Here is a 19,115-nt window from a genome sequence, read left to right as displayed (position 1 = left end):
CTGGAATTGCATGTAAGATAGATCGTTTCGAATTGCGCGGGACCATAGTCTTTCAAAGCGGGTAAGAACAGATGCGCCTATCCCAGACGGATATAGGGCACATCCTTTTTCGCGACTTCGTCCAGTGCTTCCTCATACCCGGCATCGGCATAGCGCATGACGCCGAGCGCCGTGTCGTTGGTCAGCGCGTGATCGAGCCGCTCGTCGGCGGGGGGCGTGCCGTCGGCGACCACGGTGACGCCGCAGCTCGTCATGTAGCCGGCATAGCCGCCGCCGCCGGAATGGACGACGACGAGATCGGCCATGGACGAGCAGAGCATCATCGCGTCGATCAGCGGCCAGTCGGCGATGGCGTCGGAGCCGTCCTTCATGCCTTCGGTCATGATGTTCGGATGCGCCATCGCGCCGGCGTCGAGATGGTCGCGCGAAAAGGCGATCGGCCCCTTGAGCTCGCCGCTTGCCACAAGTTCGTTGACGCGCCGGGCAAGCGCCGTGCGCTCGCCATGGCCGAGCCATGCGATACGCGCCGGCAGCCCTTCGAAGGGCACATGCTGACGGGCAAGCTTGATCCAGTTGGTGATGATCTTGTTGTCCGGGAACATTTCGAGCAGCAGATCGTCGATGCGGGCGATATCGCTCTCCTCGCCCGAAAGCGCCATCCAGCGGAACGGGCCGATGGCGCGGCAGAAGAGCGGCCGCAGATAGGCTTCGGTGAAGATCGGGATATCGAAGGCGTTGGCAACGCCGCCTTCCTTCGCCTGGGTGCGGATCAGATTGCCGTTGTCAAAGACTTCGGAGCCTTTTTTCTGGAAGTCCAGCATGGCCTTCACATGTTCGACGATCGAAGCGCGGCTTGCCGCCATGAGCTGACCCTGGCCGTCGTCGCGGAGATCCCTAACCTGCTGCACGGTCATGCCCTTCGGCACATAACCATAGACGAGGTCGTGGGCCGAGGTCTGGTCGGTGACGATATCGGGCACAATGCCGCGCCGCGCGATCTCAGGGTAGATCTCGGCCGCATTGCCGACGAGGCCGACGGAAAGCGCCCGCTTTTCCTTGACCGCAGCGTCGATCATCGCCAAAGCGGAATCGAGATCGGGCGCGATTTCCTGCAGATAGCCGATTTCCTGACGCTTTCGGGCGCGCTCCGCATCGATGTCGACGCAGAGGATCGCAGCACCCGCCATGCGGCCGGCGAGCGGTTGCGCGCCGCCCATGCCGCCGAGGCCGGCCGTCAGGACGAAACGGCCGAAGAGATCGCCGTCGAAGCGGCGCTCCGCGATGCGCATGAAGATTTCGTAGGTACCCTGGATGACGCCCTGGCTGCCGATATATTGCCAGGCGCCGGCTGTCAGACCGCCCCAGCAGATCAGGCCCTTGCGCTGCAGCTCGTAGAACACCTCGGCCTTCGCCCATTGCCCGACGATGTTGCAATTCGCCATGATGACGAGCGGTGCCTTGTCATGCGTACGGATGAGGCCGATCGGCTTGCCTGATTGGATGAGCAGGGTTTGGTTCTCATCCATCTCGGTCAGCGCCTTCACGATGCCCTTGTGCGCCGCCCAGTTGCGCGCCGCCTTGCCGAGGGCTGCGTAGACGACGAGATTATCCGGATCTTCGCCGACCGAGAGCACGTTTTCGAGCAGGCGCAACAGGGCCTCCTGCCGCCAGCCCTTGGCACGCAGTTCCGGACCACCGGGAATGGGGAATTTCGGGTGACGTGGATTGGCTTTCGGCATGGATTTCCCTTCCCTGTTTTCATTGTTGTTTCGGCGGCCCGGCTATTTCGGCGGCAGGCCTTCGACGAAGTCCAGCGCGGCCAAAAGCAGGCGCTTGCGCAGCATGTCGTTGCCATAGGCTTCCGGCCCGGCGCGCACCCATCCCTGCATTTCGCGGCCGCGTGACAGCATGGGTTTGATATCAGGCTGCTCCAGCGCCCAGGTATCATTGCCCTTGCCGAGGCGGACCAGCATCCCGTCCTCGCGAGCGCCGCAAAGCAGGTGGCCGTTGAGCAGAAAGGCCCAGCCGCCGAACATCGTTTTCTCGCTGAGCCCGGGCCGGTGCCCGAGCTCTTCTCTCAGCAATTCTTCGAGACCTGCGTCACGCGCCATCTGCGCCTCCCGAACTTCTCAGCCTTTCTTGCCGGCCAGAGCGTATTTCGCGATCTCGATCCCCATGGCCTTTTCGACGGAGGGATAGACTGTGGGGTCGAGCACGCTGGCAGACAACGGAATGATACCCATCGGCACATGCAGGATGAAAACCTTCATGCCCTCGTGCAGCTGGCCGACGCTCAAGGGCTCGCCTTCCGGCGATAGCGTCGTGATGACGGAGGGGAAGGTCGCGAGCCGTTTGCCGTCGGCATCCTCGACGGCCATGTATTCGTTCATCACGTGCATGACCACGGTCTTGTCGCCGCTGCCGACCGTGACGGTGCCGATGTCGAAGGCTTCCTTCGTGTAGACGACATCCTTCCTGGTGATCGTACCCTCGGCCAGGATATGGCCGCCGGTGGTCCTGCAGATGGCGTCGATGACGGCGCTGCCGCCTTTCTTTTCCGCTTCGATGATGGCTTCGCCGAGGGAAAGCGCCATCGAAATGCCGCCGAGCGCCGCATGCGTACGGACATAGGAAGCCCGCAGCGGATTGCGGCAGGAAGCGATGAAGCCGCCGGACTGGTCGGATGCCGCGCGCAGGATCGGCGAGATCTTCGCCGTCGCGCCCTTGACGACCAGCTCGATATAGCGGTTCTCGGCGCGATTGCCGCCGACGGCGGTCTGGATCATCTGCTCGGGTGAGCTCGCCATGCCGATCGAACCCATGTCGCCCGTGGGATGAGCGCGGATATCGCCGACCGCGTCCACGACCTTCGTTCCGAGGATGGCCGATGGCAGCCAGCCGTTCAGCGTCGAGGACTTGCCGTTCTGGCCGATGATCAGGCCGGAAAGCTTCTCCCCGAGTTCGTCCTGCAGCAGTTGTGCGGCCTTGACGTAATCAATGCCCTGCATTTCCCAGGGGGTCGTGGAGGCCGGCGCGCCGATGGCGGCGGCCGTCGCGATCCAGTCGTTGTCGTTAAGCTCGTCGATCGACACCAGCTCCGGCTTGCCGACATTGACGGCCGCATAGCCGAGCATGCGGCCGTGATCGGCCCAGCCGCCACCGCCGGCGGCATAAACCGAGCCGCCCTTGACGGCCGCTTCCACATCCTTGGCAACGAGTACGCGTCCCATCGGCTACTCCCGGTTCTGTTTGAGGTTCTTGTCCATGTCGCGCACCGCTTCGAAAAGAACGGCGGCGCCCATGGCGATGTCGTCATTCTCGGCCCATTCCTCGGCGCAATGGCTGCGGCCTTCCTTGCAGGGCACGAAGATCATGGCGGCAGGCGCAACCTTGGCGATCCAGGCCGTGTCGTGGCCGGCGCCGGAGGCCATGCGGCGATGCTTTGCACCAACCGTATCGCAGGCGCGCTCGAGCGTTTCGAGCAGCGCCGGAGTGCCCGGCGTCGGCATATTGTCGGAGACGCGCAGCGGCGGGTTGATCGTGACGCCATAATCGGCGGCGATGGTCTTCACCTCGCCGTCGATCCAGGCGAGGAAATCTTCCATGTCGCTGCGGATTTCGGCTCGTCCGTCGATCAGCAGCACGACCTTCGAGGGCACGACATTGGCCGCGTTCGGCTCGATACGGAATTCGCCGACCGTCGCGGCAAAATGACCCGGCGTCTTTGCCTGTTCGGCCGCGCGGCTCCTGATATCAAGTACGAGCTGCGAAGCTGCCACGAGCGCATCCGCGCGGCGATCCATCGGCGTCGTGCCGGCATGATCGGCGCGGCCTTCCACAGTGATTTCGATGCGGGTGATGCCGGCGATCGCGGTGACGATGCCGATATCCTTGTTCTCGGCTTCCAGCACCGGACCCTGTTCGATATGCAGCTCCAGGAAACCGGCAAGATCTGGACGCTTCTGGGAGAGCAGCACGGCGGGATCACCGCCGACTTCGGCAATGCCCTGCGATAACGTGCGGTCGCCGCTCACGCGGGAGAGCCACGCCTCGGGGATCTGCCCGGTCATGCCGCGGCTGCCGATGCAGGAAACGCCGAAGATGCTAACTTCCTCGGCCAGGAAATCGACGATCTCCAGATCATGGTCGAGCTCGATGCCGCGATCCTTCAAGGAGCGCGCCACTTCGAGCGCCGCGATCGTACCGGCGATGCCATCAAAGCGGCCGCCGTCGGGAACGGTATCGGAATGCGAGCCGACAAGGATGGTGCCGAGGCCGGGCTTTGTGCCCGCGCGCCGGCCGATCAGATTGCCGGCAGCGTCGATCCGCGTCTCAAGTCCAGCCGCCTTCATCCGTGCGTCGATATAGGCGCGTCCTTCCAGGAAGAGCGGCGAGAAGGCACGGCGCGTCCAGGGGTGGCCGGGGTCGGTGATCCCTGCCAGCGCATCGATATCCTCGGCGATACGGTCGGCGTTGACGGGCAGGTTGTGGCGCTTGGCGTCGGACATCAGGCAGCATCTCCGGCAAGAATTTGGCGAGGCAGGGGGCGGACGAAACTGCCGGAGCCGGGTTCGGCCAGCACCTTCTGTCCCTCGGTAATTTGTTTGCCTCTCAGATAGGCGGCGGACACCGTCCAGGGCAGGCGGATGCCATTATAGGGGCTCCAGCCGACGACGTTATTGCCGCTTGCGGCGGCGTCATAGACCGTTTCGCGCGGTTCCAGCACGACGATATCGGCGTCCTTGCCCGGCGTCAGCGCGCCCTTGACATGATCAAGGCAGAAATGCTTAGCCGGGTTTTCGGCCATCAGCTTTGCCGCCCAGGTCAGCGGCACGCCGCGTTCCAGAGCACCCTTGACGAAGAGCGGCACCATGACCTCCAGTCCCGGTACGCCGGATGCGTTTGCCAGCATATCCGGATTGGTCTTGCGGTTTTCCGACCAGCTGACATGGTCGGTCGAGACCAGCCAGACATTGCCTTCCGCCACCTTGCGCCACAAGGTTTCCACTTCGGCGCGCGGGCGGATGGGCGGATTGATTTTCGCCTTGCCGCCGAGGCGCCGCACATCGCTTTCTTCGTCGAGCGTCAGATAATGGATGCAGCATTCGACCGTGGCTTCGAAGCCGTCGCGGCGATAGGCGCGGGCGATGTCATAGCCGCGGCCGAGCGAGCAATGCACGACGTGCGCCGGACAGCCGGTATCCGCACCCGTCTCGAAGATTGTGTGCATGGCGAGCAGCTCTGATATCGGTGGGCGGGAAAGGCCGTGGGCGCGATAGTCTGTGACGCCGCTCGCCTTCACCTGCTCCATATAGGTGCGGACCGCTTCGTCATCCTCGTTGTGGACGCCGGCGGTGAGGCCAGTCGGGGCGATCGCGGCAAAGCAGGCATCGAGCAGGGCGGGCGGGATGCGTGGAAAGCGTTTCGGATCGGTGCCGAAGGTGGAGAACTTGAAGGCGGAAACGCCGGCCTCGACCATCTCGGCAATGCGCGCCGGGCCTTCTTCCGGATCGACCGTACCATAGAGAGCAAAGTCGACACGCGATTGTGGCGCGGCATGATCGATCTTCCTCTTCACCGCCGCTGCCGAGCAGACGAGATTGCCTTCGTCATAGGGCATATCGACAATGGTGGTGACGCCGCCGGCCGCCGCCGAGCGGGTCGACCAGATGAAATCCTCCTGATCCTTCTGCGAGAGGGAATGGACCTGCGCGTCGATCGCGCCGGGCAGGATCAGTGCCTTGCCGAGCAGATGCCGCTCGCGTGCTTGCGGCGGCACGCCAATGCCGATCTCGGCGATCTTGCCGTCGCGAACGGCGACGTAGCCGGCTTCCACGATACGATCAGGCAAAACCACGGTGCCTTGCAGGACAAGATCGAAATCGGCCATGTGCATTCTCTCCGCCGGTCGGTTGGTTCAGTCGGTTGGTTCAGTCGGTTGGCTCAGATGGCAACGGTGTCGTGATAAAGCCGCTCTTCGACCCGCTCCAGCGAGCCCAGCGCGAAGAAATCATCATAGGCGAGGATCGGCTTGTGGGCGATCATTTCCGAAACGAAGGCCTCGGAGGCCAGTTCCTCCTCGATCGCTTCGACTTCGGCCGAGAGGGGACGGTCGACCACATAGAAATCCGCATGCTTGCGCACGACCTCGTAGAGCATGCGCGCCACGCCCTCCGGCTTATCGCCGAGAATGTCCATCGCCTGTGCCGAAAGCAGCGCTTCCAGAGCGGCCAGGCGCTTTAGCGCCCGCATCTGCCGTTCGAAGCGTTCGATGACCAGCGGCAGGAAGGCAGCCTCGTCCTCCATGCCGGCCGCCACGACGAGCGACTGCGCCGAGACCGGATTGGACATGGAAAGAACGCGTGAGAAGATCTCGCCGGCGAGCTTGATGATCGGGCCGAAGCCTGTCGCGATCCGACCTTCCGGCACGAGATTGACCGGCAGGCCGCGCCGTTGGCCGTTGCCGAGCAGGACACAGCGATTGAAGGCATTGCGCGCGGCATGGGCCATGCAGATGAGCGCGCCTTCGAGCAGGATGGTGACGTCGAGCGGCAGCGAGCCGCCTGACGTCATGACGCGTCCGTCGACGATGACGGGATTGTCGTCGGAACGGCCGGTGGCGGCGAGAATCTTGTGGCCGGCGGTCAGCAGGTTCTCAATGACGGCGCCGAAGACCTGGGCGATCATGCGCAAGCTCAAGGGGTCCTGCACATGGGTGGCGACCGGCCATGGCCATTCGTCCGAGGCGTTGCAGAGCCAGGCGCCGATCAGCGCTTCCCGCGCCGTACCGACATGGCGCACGGATATCCAAGGATCGCGCGATGCCCCAAGCGCACCCGAAGCCATCATGCCGGTGGCGAGCAGCACGCGGATCGAGGAGGCGGCGTTGCGGGTCGTCTCGGCCGCAGCCGCGAAACTGACGGCATTGACGCTGAGCGAGGCCAGGCTGTCGCGTGGCAGCATCCTGACCGGCATAATCCCCGCGGCATCGAAGGCATCGGCCGCCTGCATCCGTCGGCCGCGATAGACCGCTTCGCCGACGCCGGTCAGAACCGCGCCGATCTGGCCCATCAGACCGATATCGGCACAGCCGATCGAGCCGGTGCGCCGAACGACGGGAATGACATCGGCACCGAGCAGCTGCAGATAGGCATCTATCAGCTCCTGCGAGCATCCGACCTTGCCGGTGAGCGCGGTATTGATCCGGATCGCCATCGCATTGCGAACGACCGACATGGAGAAAGGCGCGCCCGTGCCGAAATGATGGGCGCGCACGAGCCCGAGATTGAAGGTATCGAGATCTTCCGGCGACCACTCCACATCCTTCATGGCGCCGACGCCGGTGGTGGAGCCATAGACCGGCATGCCGGATTGGATCGTGCTTTCAAGAACGCCGCGCGCGAGCCGCACCCGGGCCATGCCGCTTTCCGAAGCCGAGGGCACCACGCTGCCCGAGCCGATCCGCACCAGATCGCTGAAGCCTAAGGGTTGGCCGCTGAGTTCGATGCCGGCTTTCCGATGCTCCATGTCCGTTGTTCTCCTTTTTCGCAAGGCTATGCGAGCCTTGTCGCCAATGGGATATCCCAAATGGCGAACACCTCGATAGGTGCGCGTGCCGATGAATTCTCGGACGAGTCAGGCCGACGCGCAACTCTGTGTTTGCACGTATATATAGGCTCGGAGAGGCAAAGAGCGGACAGAGAAGGGAAGGAGTCCTTCGCCGATCAGCTTAGATGCCAGGCGATATAGAGCAGCGTCAGCGCGATCACCCACAATGCGAAACGGCCGGAGCGGCTGTGCTTGGCCTCGGCCTTGCCGATTGCCTCGGCGGTCTGTGGGTCGAAACGCAGGCCGTTTTCGCTCATGGCGAGAAGTTCGTGATGGAACTTCTCGGTCTTGGCGGCGATTTCCGGCACGGCTTCGGCGAGCTTCACGGCTGCCTTCACGCCATCCCGCAGGTCCGTCATGATCCGTTTCGGGCCGAGATTGGTGCGGATCCAGTCGCCGACGACCGGTTCCGAAGCCTTCCACATATTGAAGCGTGGATTGAGCATGCGCGACACGCCTTCGACCACGACCATGGTCTTCTGCAGCATGACGAGTTCAGGCCGTGTTTCCATATCGAAGAGTTCGGTCACTTCGAAGAGCAGCGTCAGAAGCTTGCCCATGGAGATCGTCTCGGCCGGCTGGCCGTGGATCGGCTCGCCGATGGCGCGGATGGCCTGTGCAAAACTCTCGGTATTGTGATGGGCGGGCACATAGCCGGCTTCGAAATGCACCTCGGCCACGCGAATATAGTCGCGGGTGATGAAGCCGTAGAGGATTTCGGCCAGGAAACGCCGCTCCTTCCTGCCGAGACGGCCGACGATGCCCATGTCGACGGCGACGATCGTGCCGGTGGGATCGACGAAAAGATTGCCGGGATGCATGTCGGCATGGAAGAAGCCGTCGCGCAGCGTGTGACGAAGGAAGGACTGGATCAGCGTGTCGGCAAGCACGTTGAGATCGTGGCCGGCGGCCTTCAGCCCCTCGACGTCGGACATTTTCACGCCGTCGATCCACTCCATGGTGATGACGTCGCGCCCAGTCCTTTCCCAGTCGACCTTCGGAACGCGGAAACCCGGATCCTTCCCGGTGTTCTCGGCAATTTCCGAGAGGGCTGCCGCCTCCAGCCGCAGATCCATCTCGACCTTGGTGGTCTGCTCGAGCGTCTTGGTCACCTCCACCGGCCGAAGGCGGCGGCTGGAGGGCATGAAGCGCTCCTGCAGCCGCGAGACGAGATACATCGCCTTGATATCGTTTGAAAAACGCTGACGAACGCCCGGCCGGACCACCTTGACGGCAACGCGTTTGCGGCCCTCGGCTGTCTCGATTTCGGCCGGATGCACCTGTGCAATCGAGGCGGCGGCGATCGGTTCGCCAAAATTCACGTACAGATCGTCGATCCGGCGGCCAAGCGAGGCCTCGATTGCCGCTGTCGCCGTATCATGCGGAAAGAAGGCCATGCGGTCCTGGAGCTGCGACAAGTCATTGGCCATGTCGACGCCGACGACATCGGGGCGGGTCGCCAGGAACTGGCCGATCTTCACATAGGACGGCCCGAGCCGCTCGACCGCCTTGGCAAGCCGGTCGCTGCGGGCCTGGCTCTTCGCCTTCCTGCGGGCAAAGATACTGACGAAGGATTTGGCAAGGCTGATGGAGGGCGGCAATCCCTCCGATGGCAGCGCCATGACCACGCCTTCGCGCACAAGCACCCAGCCGACCCGGACGAGGCCGAAATATGCGCTGAAAGCACTCATAGCGTCTCAAGGTCTCGAAGAGCGGAGGCCGTCAGCCGCATTGCATGGCTCGACATCATGCTTCAGAGCTTCCAGCCGGAGTGCAGCGCGGCGATGCCGCCGGTGTAGTTGGTGAAGCTCACGCGGGAGAAGCCGGCTTCGCGGATCATCGTTGCGAAGTCCTGCTGGTTCGGGAACTTGCGGATCGATTCCACCAGATACTGATAGGGCTCGGCCTCGCCCGTGATCGCCTTGCCGAACTTTGGAATGGCGTTGAAGGACCAGGCGTCGTAGACGCGGTCGAGCAGCGGCAGATCGACTTCGGAGAATTCGAGCACGAGCAGCCGGCCGCCGCGCTTCAGCACGCGATAGGCCTCCTTCAGCGCGACATCGATATGCGGCACGTTGCGGATGCCGAAAGCGATCGTATAGGCGTCAAAGGAGTTCGGCTCGAAAGGCAATTCCTCGGCATTCGCCTCGACGAAGGTGAGGTTGTCTGAAAGCTTCTTCTTTTCCGCGCGCTCGGCGCCGACGGCAAGCATAGAGCCGTTGATGTCGAGCACGGTTGCATGCGCCAGCCGGTTCGAGGCCTCGACGATGCGGAAGGCGATGTCACCCGTGCCGCCTGCAACATCGAGGGTCTTGTAACTCGCGTCCTTTCGCGGATTGAGCGCCGATATCATCGCGTCCTTCCAGGCGCGATGCATGCCCATGGACATGACGTCGTTCATGACGTCGTAGCGCTTGGCGACCTTGTGGAACACCTCGTTGACGAGGCCCTGCTTTTCGCCATCGGCCACTTCGCGGAAGCCATAGGATGTTTCCATGCCGCCATCGGCGGAGGTGCGGCTTTCTGCCATCGGCTCAACTCCGTTACACTGCAGCGCCGCGCGTCATATGCGACGCGCAAAGGTCGCTGCAGCATTTTAAATCTGCTGCATAATTTAATCCTTAAATCGACTCCGATTTAAGGAATTACGCAGTATCCAGCGGCGGGCCATAGCGAAATCGCGTTTGCCACGCTATCTCATCAGCCTGATCACCAGCCGCGATGTCTTGGGCTATAGCTCAGATCATAAGCGGTTGAAACATAAAGATGGATAGCCATGCCGGAATTACCAGAGGTCGAAACCGTCAGGCGGGGGCTCGCGCCTTCGATGGAAGGCGCCGTTCTGAAGGAGCTGGAGCTGCGCCGCAACGATCTGCGCTTTCCGTTCCCGATCGATTTCGCCCGCATGGTTTCGGGGCGCGGCATCACGTCGCTGTCGCGCCGCGCCAAATACCTGCTGATCGATCTCGACGATGGCAAGACGATCATCGCCCATCTCGGCATGTCCGGTTCGTTCCGGGTCGAGGCGGGCGCTGCGGCCGAGGCGCCCGGAGCTTTCCATCATCCCCGTTCGAAGGACGAAAAGCATGATCATGTCGTCTTCCATCTGATGGGCGGCAGCGGCGATGCGCGTGTCATCTATAATGACCCGCGCCGCTTCGGCTTCATGGACATCGTCAGGCGGGCCGACATGGCCGGCCATCCCTTCTTCCGCGATCTCGGCCCGGAACCCACAGGCAATGAATTCGATGCCGATTATCTGGCTAAGCGCTTTGCCGGCAAGGCGCAGCCGCTGAAGAGCGCGCTGCTGGATCAGAAGAATATCGCCGGTCTCGGGAATATATATGTATGCGAGGCGCTTTGGCGTTCGCATCTGTCGCCGCTGCGTGCCGCTGGCACGCTGGTCACCGATAGCGGTAAGCCGGCGAAAGCGCTGCTGACGCTGGTCGAGGCCATCCGCGAGGTCATTGCCGATGCGATCGCCGCGGGCGGCTCGTCGCTGCGCGATCATATCCAGACGGACGGATCGCTCGGCTACTTCCAGCACTCCTTTTCCGTCTATGATCGCGAAGCCCAGCCTTGCGGTACGCCCGGCTGCGGCGGTACGGTCAGTCGCATCGTCCAGGCGGGACGCTCTTCTTTCTATTGCGCCTCCTGCCAAAGCTGATTGAAGGCCAAAGCTGATTAAAGGGAGAGACAGATGGCTTACGAAACCCTCATCGTCGAAACTCATGGGGCTGTCGGCCTTATCAGGCTCAATCGGCCACAGGCGCTGAACGCGCTGAATTCCACCGTGCTCACCGAGCTGAAGCAAGCCTATGCCGCCTTTCACGAGGATGATGCCATCGGCGCGATCGTGCTGACCGGTTCGGAAAAGGCCTTCGCCGCCGGTGCCGATATCAAGGAAATGCAGTCGCTTGGTTTCGTCGACGCCTACAAGAATGATTTCTTCGGCGGCTGGGCTGATATCGCCAACGCCCGCAAGCCAGTCATCGCGGCTGTCGGCGGCTTTGCGCTCGGCGGCGGCTGCGAGCTGGCCATGATGTGCGATTTCATCATTGCCGCCGAGACCGCCAAGTTCGGCCAGCCGGAAATCACCCTCGGCGTTATCCCGGGCATGGGCGGTTCGCAGCGGCTGACCCGCGCCATCGGCAGGGCAAAGGCTATGGATCTGGTGCTGACGGGCCGGATGATGGATGCGGCTGAAGCCGAGCGTTCGGGCCTGGTGGCGCGCGTCGTGCCGGCCGACAAGCTCTTGGACGAGGCAATGGCCGCCGCCGCCAAGATTGCCTCCCATTCCCGTCCGTCCGTGCTCATGGCCAAGGAAGCGGTCAACCGCGCCTTGGAAACCACCCTCGAGGAGGGGTTGCGCTTCGAGCGCCGCCTGTTCCATAGCCTGTTCGCCACGGAGGACCAGAAGGAAGGCATGGCCGCCTTCATCGAGAAGCGCAAGCCGGAGTTCAAGAACCGGTGAGGCCGTGATTTCGGAAATGCGCGGGTTTGGCGAGAATCCGCGTTGACGCCGGGGCTCATTCCGGCTATATGCCCGCCACAGTTTGGAAAGCCGCTCTGGTTTTCCGCAATTGCTCCCGCATTGCTGGATGAGGTGGCCGCAGGGCCCGCGCTGCAACGATGGAGTTTTGTTCGAATTCTAAGAGAGGCATACATGGCCAATACTACCTCGGCGAAAAAAGCGACCCGCAAGATCGCCCGCCGCACCGATGTCAACAAGGCTCGTCGCTCGCGCGTTCGCACGTTCGTTCGCCAGGTCGAAGAAGCCATCGCATCGGGTGACGCAGATCGCGCAAAGACAGCCTTCGTCGCTGCCCAGCCGGAACTGGCTCGCGCGGCAAAGAAGGGCGTGCTTCACGCCAATACGGCTTCCCGCAAGGTTTCGCGTCTTGCTAAGCGTGTGAAGGCCCTTTCGGCCCCGACCGCGTAACTTTCTCTTAACGATTCCGTCGTTAGACTTGAGCCCGGCCTTGTGCCGGGCTTTTTGAGTTTGGCCAAAAAATTGCCGTATTGCCAAAAACGACCGGCCGATCATGTCATTGGCGTGACAGAAATACGCCTTTTAAAACAAGGGCTTACAGCAGGATATCTCAGCGCTGGGTGATCTGCATGACGCATTGCCGGCTCACAAGTGAGTCAAGGGATTTTTTATTTTTTTTGTTTTGAAAGCTGTGGGAATCGCGTTTGTCGGGAATCTCTTTGATTCAACAGCGATTCTTTTTTGAAGGGCTTGTGACAGTCAAAAATGGCCTCCGGAGTCAATGGCCGGCTCTTAATTTTGTGTAAAATTCATCGTTGATATCTGCCCGTGATCCTGCCTAAATGCATTTCAACAAGGGGCGCGGATTTCACCTTAAACGGCTTCGGCAAACACCGTCATTTAGGCGGCGTGGGTGGTTTTGTCTCTTGTGACGGAGCAGTTCAGCTCCGTTTTTTCAAACAGTTGACGAGTTAAAGCTGGAAGCTGCAACGCTTGCGGAACGAGGAAGCTTGTCTGTCCTTTGCAGCCTGAGTTAGTGGCGTGGCTGCGGGGAGGGGAGAAAAATTGACAGCCATCGGGGCAGCCGGTCGGAATACGAGGGCCGATTGACGCTCCATATGCAGATGCCTAGACGAAGGCTGCTTCAAGAGCGGTTTTCGCCACAGTGTTTCTGTAGTGCCCGTTGGTCGGGCATGGCTGATGAACCGGTATGCGGCGCGGCTTGGGACAACGGGCGCGATTGTCATGCTATGGCGAAGAACCTAGGGGCGGCGGTGCATTGCTCTCCCGCCCTATAAGAGACTGTGGAAGGCGGCAATTATAATGCAGATACATACGAGGACGAGGGGCGCATTGGAGAATGGGGACAATGCGCAGACGTTCGGTGCGGTTTGCTTAGAGGCGGCGGGGGAAAAGGGTGACGTGGCGCAAAATAATCTGTTCGAGCGCGTCAGCGCGCGCTTGAAGGCCCAGGTCGGACCCGATGTCTACGCCAGCTGGTTTGCACGACTTAAGCTCCATTCGGTATCGAAGAGCGTCGTTCGTCTCACAGTTCCGACGACCTTTCTGAAGTCGTGGATCAACAATCGTTATCTCGATTTGATCACCGGCCTGTTCAAGGCTGAGGATGCCGAGATCCTGAAAGTCGAAATTCTGGTCCGCACCGCGACGCGGCAGGGCATAAAGCCCATCGCCGACGAGCAGCCCGCGATGCCGGATCAAGCGGCTGTGGCGCCGATCCGCCGTCCCACCGCGCAGCCGGCCGGCCATGCAGTGGCACAGGCGGTGAATGCGGCTGCTGCCGCGCGGCCCGCAATGGCAGGTACGCCGCTGTTTGGCTCTCCGCTCGATTCCCGCTTCACCTTCGACACCTTCGTCGAAGGCAGCTCGAACCGCGTCGGCCTTGCTGCTGCAAAGACCATCGCCGAAGCCGGTACGGGCGCCGTGCGCTTCAACCCGCTCTTCGTCCATGCGACGGTCGGTCTCGGCAAGACGCACCTTCTTCAGGCGATCGCCAATGCCGCCGTGCAGAACCCGCGCGGCCTGCGTGTCGTCTATCTGACGGCGGAATATTTCATGTGGCGCTTCGCCACCGCGATCCGTGACAATGATGCACTGACGCTGAAGGATTCGCTGCGCAATATCGATCTGCTCATCATCGACGACATGCAGTTCTTGCAGGGCAAGATGATCCAGCACGAGTTCTGCCATCTCTTGAACATGCTGCTCGACAGCGCCAAGCAGGTCGTCGTTGCCGCCGATCGCGCGCCCTGGGAGCTGGAATCGCTCGACCCGCGCGTGCGGTCGCGCCTGCAGGGCGGTGTTGCCATCGAAGTCGAGGCACCGGACTATGAAATGCGCCTTGAGATCCTCAAGCGCCGCCTTGATGCTGCCCGTCAGGACGATCCGTCGCTGGAAATCCCGGCCGAGCTTCTTTCGCATGTCGCCCGTAATGTCACGGCAAGCGGCCGCGAGCTGGAAGGAGCCTTCAACCAGCTGATCTTCCGCCGCTCCTTCGAGCCGAACCTGACGGTCGAGCGCGTCGACGAATTGCTGGCACATCTGGTCGGCTCCGGTGAGCCGCGCCGCGTCCGCATCGAGGACATCCAGCGCATCGTGGCCCGCCACTATAATGTCTCGCGCCAGGAGCTGGTTTCGAACCGCCGCACGCGCGTCATCGTCAAGCCGCGCCAGATCGCCATGTATCTGTCGAAGACCCTGACGCCGCGTTCCTTCCCGGAAATCGGCCGCCGTTTCGGTGGTCGCGATCATACGACCGTGCTGCACGCCGTGCGCAAGATCGAGGAACTGATTTCCGGCGACAGCAAGCTGTCGCATGAAATCGAGCTGCTGAAGCGCCTCATCAACGAGTAGGCGCGGGCAGCCTTCACTCCGTGTTTCACGGCCGGCCTAACCGCCGGCCGTTTCTTTTGTAAGTCTTTGTCCTGCCGCTGCGAGCGGCAGGCCGCAATCCAACCGGAATCGCTAGAGCAATTCCAGGAAAAGTGCGCAGCGGTTTTCCGTCCGGAATCGCGGGAAAACAAAGGAATAGAGCGGCTCAGGAGATCCGTGAAAAGCTGAACCGCTCTATGTCCTGCGAAAGCGTGTGCCGTTTCACGCCGGCGGCGCCGTGCGAGACACTTCCGAAAACAGCCAGGATCGCAAGACCGCAATCGCCGGCCGCTCCAGTGCGCCGGTGGGATAGACGAGGTGATAGGCAAGCGCGCTCGCAAGTCCGATCGGGAAGGGCGCAACGAGCGTGCCTTCAGCCAGTTCCTGCTCCACGAAGGACCGGCGCATCAGCGCAATGCCGAGGCCTGCCTTCATGGCGTGATAGGCACCCGCGCCGTCGGTAAAGACCGGTCCATGCATGGCATTGACGCGTGTCGCACCGGCGGCCTGCAGCCAGAGCTCCCAGTCCCGCCGATAGACATCGTGGATCAGCGTCAGATTTGCGAGATCGTCGACCGTGGGAGAAGGACCAAGCGTCGCTGCCGTCTCGGGCGTACAGACCGGCACATATTCGTCATCCAGCAGCCTTTCGCTTGCCAGTCCCTCATACCCGCCGAGACCGTGACGAATGGCGATATCTATTCCATCCCGTTGGAAATCCATCATGCGGTGCGAGGCGCTGATGCGCAGGTCGATATCCGGGTGCGCCTCCTCGAACCGCCGCAGCCGCGGCACCAGCCAGTGCGTGGCAAAGCCGGCGGTACAGGTGACGGTCAGCACCGTATCCTTCGAGCGCATTGTCAGCGTCGCGGTCGCCTCGCGAATGAGGCGGAAGGCTGTGCGCATGGTCGCGAAATATTCCGCGCCGTCGCTCGTCAATGCGAGGCTGCGCGTCCGCCGCTCGAAAAGACGCACGCCGAGTGCGCTTTCGAGATCGCGGATCTGCAGGCTGACGGCTCCCGGCGTCACATGCAGTTCGTTCGCCGCCAGCGTCATGCTGAGATGCCGGGCGGACGCTTCGAAGGCGCGGAGCGCCGAAAGGGATGGCAATTGATCCATGATGATTGAGTTCAGCTAAATCATGATCCGAGAAAGACTCGTTTGCTCAAGCCTCGATACCGCGAGTATTATTGCGATAATACGGATGGTTAGCAATCATGTCGAGACCATCAATCGACAAGTAAAACTCAATTGGAACATGCTGGAGATAATCTCATGCTGCAGAAAACCATGGGCGCAGTCGAATGGAGCATGTTGGTGGGCCTATCCATCCTTTGGGGCGGCTCCTTCCTGTTCAACGGCATTCTGGTGCATGAACTGCCGCCCTTTACCATCGTTGCCGCGCGTGTCGCGCTCGCCGCCATTGCCTTGCATGTCATTGTACGTGCAACCGGACATTCCATGCCGAGAGACCGTGAAACTTGGCTCGCCTTCTTCGGCATGGGCTTCCTCAACAATGTCATCCCATTCCTGCTGATCGTCTGGGGCCAGACTCATATTGCCAGCGGCCTCGCCTCGATCCTCAATGCCACCACGCCGCTCTTTGCTGTCGTCGTCGCCCATTTCCTGACCGAGGATGAGAAGATGACCGGCAATCGCCTGATCGGGGTCATCGTCGGCTTTGCCGGCGTCGCCCTGATGATCGGCCCTTCGGTGCTTGCAAGCCTAGGCTCTAACGTGCTGGCGCAGCTTGCCGTGCTGGGTGCCGCCTTCAGCTACTCGCTGGCCGGCATATTCGGGCGTCGTTTCCGCCGCATGGGGCTGGCGCCCATCATTCCGGCCGCCGGTCAGGTCACCGGCTCGGCCATATTGCTTCTGCCGATCGCGCTCTTTGTCGACCGCCCCTGGACGCTCGCAATTCCATCGACCGAAATCTGGCTGGCGCTCGCCGGCCTGGCGCTCCTGTCGACCGCCATCGCCTATGTATTGTTCTTCCGCATCCTCGCGGCCGCCGGCGCCACCAACCTGATGCTGGTGACTTTCCTCATTCCCGTCAGTGCCATCCTGCTCGGCGCGCTTGTCCTCGGCGAGAGCCTGCAGCCGAAGCATTTCATCGGCATGGCACTGATCGCGGTCGGCCTTGCGGCAATCGATGGGCGCCTGCTTACCCTCCCCTTGAGGAGGAGGGTCGGCACGTAGTGCCGGGTGGGGTGATCTCGGCAAGCGTTGAGACCACTCATTCAAAAGGGACGTAACTAGCAAGCGAGATCGGCGACCACCGAATCGAGAACCAGCATTCCCGCCGGTGTGCAGCGCAGGCGGGAATTGCCGATCCGCTCGATGAAGCCGTGTTCCAGTAAAAACGCCTCGCGCTGCGGATCGGGATCGCGGCCGGAAAGTTGCTGCCAGCGGGCGAGATCGACGCCCTCCCTGAGCCGCAGGCCCATCAGCAGCAATTCGTCGGCCTGTTCGTCGAACCCAAGCATTTCCTGATCGATCATGCCGTGGCCGTCGCGCTCGACCATCTCAAGCCAGCTCTCCGGTTTGCGCTCGGTCGCCGTCGCCAGCTTCTGTGGTCCGCGGGTCAAGCGGCCATGGGCGCCGGGACCGATCCCGGCATAGTCGCCATAGCGCCAATAGGTGAGATTGTGCCTGCTCTCGGCGCCCGGACGGGCATGATTGGAGACCTCGTAGGCCGGCATGCCCTCGCGCTCGGTGATCTCCTGTGTCGCCTCGTAGAGCAGCGCCGATTGATCTCCGTCCGGCACGATCAATTTGCCGGCCTTGTGGAGGCCATAGAAGGGCGTCCCTTCTTCGATGGTCAATTGATAGAGTGAGAGGTGATCGACCGCGTAGGACATCGCCTCCTTCAGCTCGCGCTCCCATTCCTCGACGGTCTGGTTCGGGCGGGCATAGATGAGATCGAAGGACATGCGCGGAAAAATCTCGCGCGCCAACTTGATCGCCTTCAGCGCATCCTCGACATTGTGCAGACGGCCCAGGAATTTCAGGTCGCGGTCGTTCAGTGCCTGCACGCCCATCGACACGCGATTGACGCCGGCGGCGCGATAGCCGCGAAAGCGCTCCGCTTCGACGCTCGACGGATTGGCTTCCATGGTGATCTCGATACCATCGGGCACGTGCCAGGCCTTGGCGATGCCCTCCAGGATCGCGGCAACGGTTTCCGGCTTCATCAGCGAAGGCGTGCCGCCGCCGAGGAAGACGCTGGTGACCGTCTTCGGGCCGCTGATCATCCGCATCGTCGCCATTTCCTTCAGGAAGGCGGCCGCGAAGCGCTCCTGATCCACAGGCTGGTGGCGGACATGGCTATTGAAATCGCAGTAGGGACACTTGGCCGCGCAGAAGGGCCAATGCACATAGACGCCGAAACCGGGTTCACCGGTATCGGGCAGTAATTGCGCCCCGCGCATCAGGTCCTGTGTGTCCACGATTTCCACGGGGTTAGCTTACGCCTCCAGGCAGGTTTCGACAAAGGTCTTGAAAGCGCGGGCGCGATGCGACAGTGCATGCTGATCGCCATGCTTCCAGCCATGTTTCTGGTCGCTGCTCATCTCGCCGAATGTGGTCTCGTATCCCTGCGGCTGGAAGATCGGATCGTAGCCGAAGCCCTGCGTGCCGCGCGGCGGCCAGACGACGTTGCCTTCCACTTCGCCGCGGAAAAGCTCGGTATGCCCATCAGGCCAGGCAAGGCAAAGTACGCTGACGAAACGCGCCGTACGGCTCTCCGGCGATGTGGCACCGACCTTCTCGAGTGCGGTCTCGACTTTTTGCATCGCCATGGCGAAGTCGCGCGTGCCGTCAGGCCTTTCCCCCCAGTTGGCCGTATAGACGCCGGGATCGCCGCCGAGTGCATCGATGACCAGGCCGGAATCGTCCGAGAGCGCCGGCAGACCGGAAGCATTGGCGGAGGCAAGCGCCTTGATCGTCGCATTTTCCTCGAAGGTGGTGCCTGTCTCGTCCGGTTCGATGAAGTTGAGATCGGCGGCGGATTTGGCGGTAAAGCCGAGCGGGCCGATGAGATCGCGAATTTCCTGGATCTTGCCGGCATTGTGGCTGGCGACGACGATGGTCTTGGTATCGAGCTTGCGCATGTGCTGTCCTG

At 62.0% G+C, this 19,115-nt stretch carries 16 protein-coding genes; 5 read left to right on the top strand and 11 right to left on the bottom strand.

Annotated elements, in window-relative coordinates:
* Positions 1–77 precede the first annotated feature (77 nt).
* The 8 genes from HGP12_RS23645 to ubiE all read right to left on the bottom strand — a co-directional run bounded on the left by HGP12_RS23645 (position 78) and on the right by ubiE (position 10,138).
* The gene (locus HGP12_RS23645) at positions 78–1,739 is read right to left on the bottom strand and encodes a urocanate hydratase (protein WP_168841247.1); all 1,662 of its coding nucleotides are present in this window, start codon (positions 1,737–1,739) and stop codon (positions 78–80) included.
* Between the two features lie 42 nt (positions 1,740–1,781).
* The gene (locus HGP12_RS23640) at positions 1,782–2,111 is read right to left on the bottom strand and encodes a TfoX/Sxy family protein (protein ID WP_168841246.1); all 330 of its coding nucleotides are present in this window, start codon (positions 2,109–2,111) and stop codon (positions 1,782–1,784) included.
* A gap of 18 nt (positions 2,112–2,129) precedes the next feature.
* On the bottom strand, positions 2,130–3,230 hold the full coding sequence (locus HGP12_RS23635) for a DUF917 domain-containing protein (protein WP_168841245.1): 1,101 nt from the start codon (positions 3,228–3,230) through the stop codon (positions 2,130–2,132).
* A gap of 3 nt (positions 3,231–3,233) precedes the next feature.
* Positions 3,234–4,508: a Zn-dependent hydrolase gene (locus tag HGP12_RS23630; protein WP_168841244.1), complete on the bottom strand. Its 1,275-nt coding sequence runs from the start codon at positions 4,506–4,508 to the stop codon at positions 3,234–3,236.
* Complete coding sequence (locus tag HGP12_RS23625; RefSeq protein ID WP_168841243.1) at positions 4,508–5,890, bottom strand: dihydroorotase; 1,383 nt, start codon at positions 5,888–5,890, stop codon at positions 4,508–4,510. Before HGP12_RS23625 ends, HGP12_RS23630 begins: the two co-directional genes overlap by 1 nt.
* Positions 5,891–5,943: 53 nt before the next feature.
* Positions 5,944–7,527, bottom strand: a complete 1,584-nt coding sequence (locus HGP12_RS23620; RefSeq protein WP_168841242.1) for an aromatic amino acid lyase — start codon at positions 7,525–7,527, stop codon at positions 5,944–5,946.
* A gap of 197 nt (positions 7,528–7,724) precedes the next feature.
* On the bottom strand, positions 7,725–9,299 hold the full coding sequence (gene ubiB / locus HGP12_RS23615) for a 2-polyprenylphenol 6-hydroxylase (protein WP_168841241.1): 1,575 nt from the start codon (positions 9,297–9,299) through the stop codon (positions 7,725–7,727).
* 62 nt (positions 9,300–9,361) lie between these two features.
* Positions 9,362–10,138, bottom strand: coding sequence for a bifunctional demethylmenaquinone methyltransferase/2-methoxy-6-polyprenyl-1,4-benzoquinol methylase UbiE (ubiE, locus tag HGP12_RS23610; protein WP_168841240.1), 777 nt, complete (start codon positions 10,136–10,138; stop codon positions 9,362–9,364).
* 246 nt (positions 10,139–10,384) lie between these two features.
* On the opposite strand from ubiE, the gene mutM reads away from it, so the two are divergent.
* The 4 genes from mutM to dnaA all read left to right on the top strand — a co-directional run bounded on the left by mutM (position 10,385) and on the right by dnaA (position 14,974).
* Complete coding sequence (gene mutM, locus HGP12_RS23605) at positions 10,385–11,275, top strand: bifunctional DNA-formamidopyrimidine glycosylase/DNA-(apurinic or apyrimidinic site) lyase (RefSeq protein WP_168841239.1); 891 nt, start codon at positions 10,385–10,387, stop codon at positions 11,273–11,275.
* Positions 11,276–11,308: 33 nt separating this feature from the next.
* Entirely contained in the window at positions 11,309–12,082 is a 774-nt protein-coding gene (locus tag HGP12_RS23600; protein WP_168841238.1) for an enoyl-CoA hydratase, read from the top strand.
* Between the two features lie 192 nt (positions 12,083–12,274).
* Positions 12,275–12,550 (top strand): 30S ribosomal protein S20, encoded by a 276-nt coding sequence (rpsT, locus tag HGP12_RS23595; RefSeq protein WP_132715658.1) that lies wholly within the window; start codon positions 12,275–12,277, stop codon positions 12,548–12,550.
* Between the two features lie 873 nt (positions 12,551–13,423).
* Positions 13,424–14,974 carry a chromosomal replication initiator protein DnaA gene (dnaA, locus tag HGP12_RS23590; RefSeq protein ID WP_168841237.1) on the top strand — a complete coding sequence of 517 codons (1,551 nt, stop codon included), beginning with the start codon at positions 13,424–13,426 and terminating at the stop codon, positions 14,972–14,974.
* 240 nt (positions 14,975–15,214) lie between these two features.
* On the opposite strand, the gene gcvA is transcribed toward dnaA, so the two are convergent.
* On the bottom strand, positions 15,215–16,111 hold the full coding sequence (gene gcvA / locus HGP12_RS23585; protein ID WP_205926601.1) for a transcriptional regulator GcvA: 897 nt from the start codon (positions 16,109–16,111) through the stop codon (positions 15,215–15,217).
* Between the two features lie 156 nt (positions 16,112–16,267).
* Here gcvA and HGP12_RS23580 point away from each other — a divergent pair, with 156 nt between their 5' ends.
* A complete protein-coding gene (locus tag HGP12_RS23580; protein ID WP_168841236.1) occupies positions 16,268–17,191 on the top strand; it encodes a DMT family transporter in 924 nt (307 codons plus the stop codon).
* 56 nt (positions 17,192–17,247) lie between these two features.
* Here HGP12_RS23580 and hemW read toward each other — a convergent pair whose 3' ends face one another.
* Positions 17,248–18,423, bottom strand: a complete 1,176-nt coding sequence (gene hemW / locus HGP12_RS23575; protein ID WP_168841438.1) for a radical SAM family heme chaperone HemW — start codon at positions 18,421–18,423, stop codon at positions 17,248–17,250.
* A gap of 36 nt (positions 18,424–18,459) precedes the next feature.
* Positions 18,460–19,104, bottom strand: a complete 645-nt coding sequence (gene rdgB, locus HGP12_RS23570) for an RdgB/HAM1 family non-canonical purine NTP pyrophosphatase (protein WP_168879632.1) — start codon at positions 19,102–19,104, stop codon at positions 18,460–18,462.
* Between the last annotated feature and the right edge of the window lie 11 nt (positions 19,105–19,115).

The organism is Rhizobium sp. P28RR-XV (genome assembly GCF_012641385.1).
GTDB lineage: Bacteria > Pseudomonadota > Alphaproteobacteria > Rhizobiales > Rhizobiaceae > Rhizobium.
This window is presented reverse-complemented; position numbering and strand designations above follow the sequence as displayed.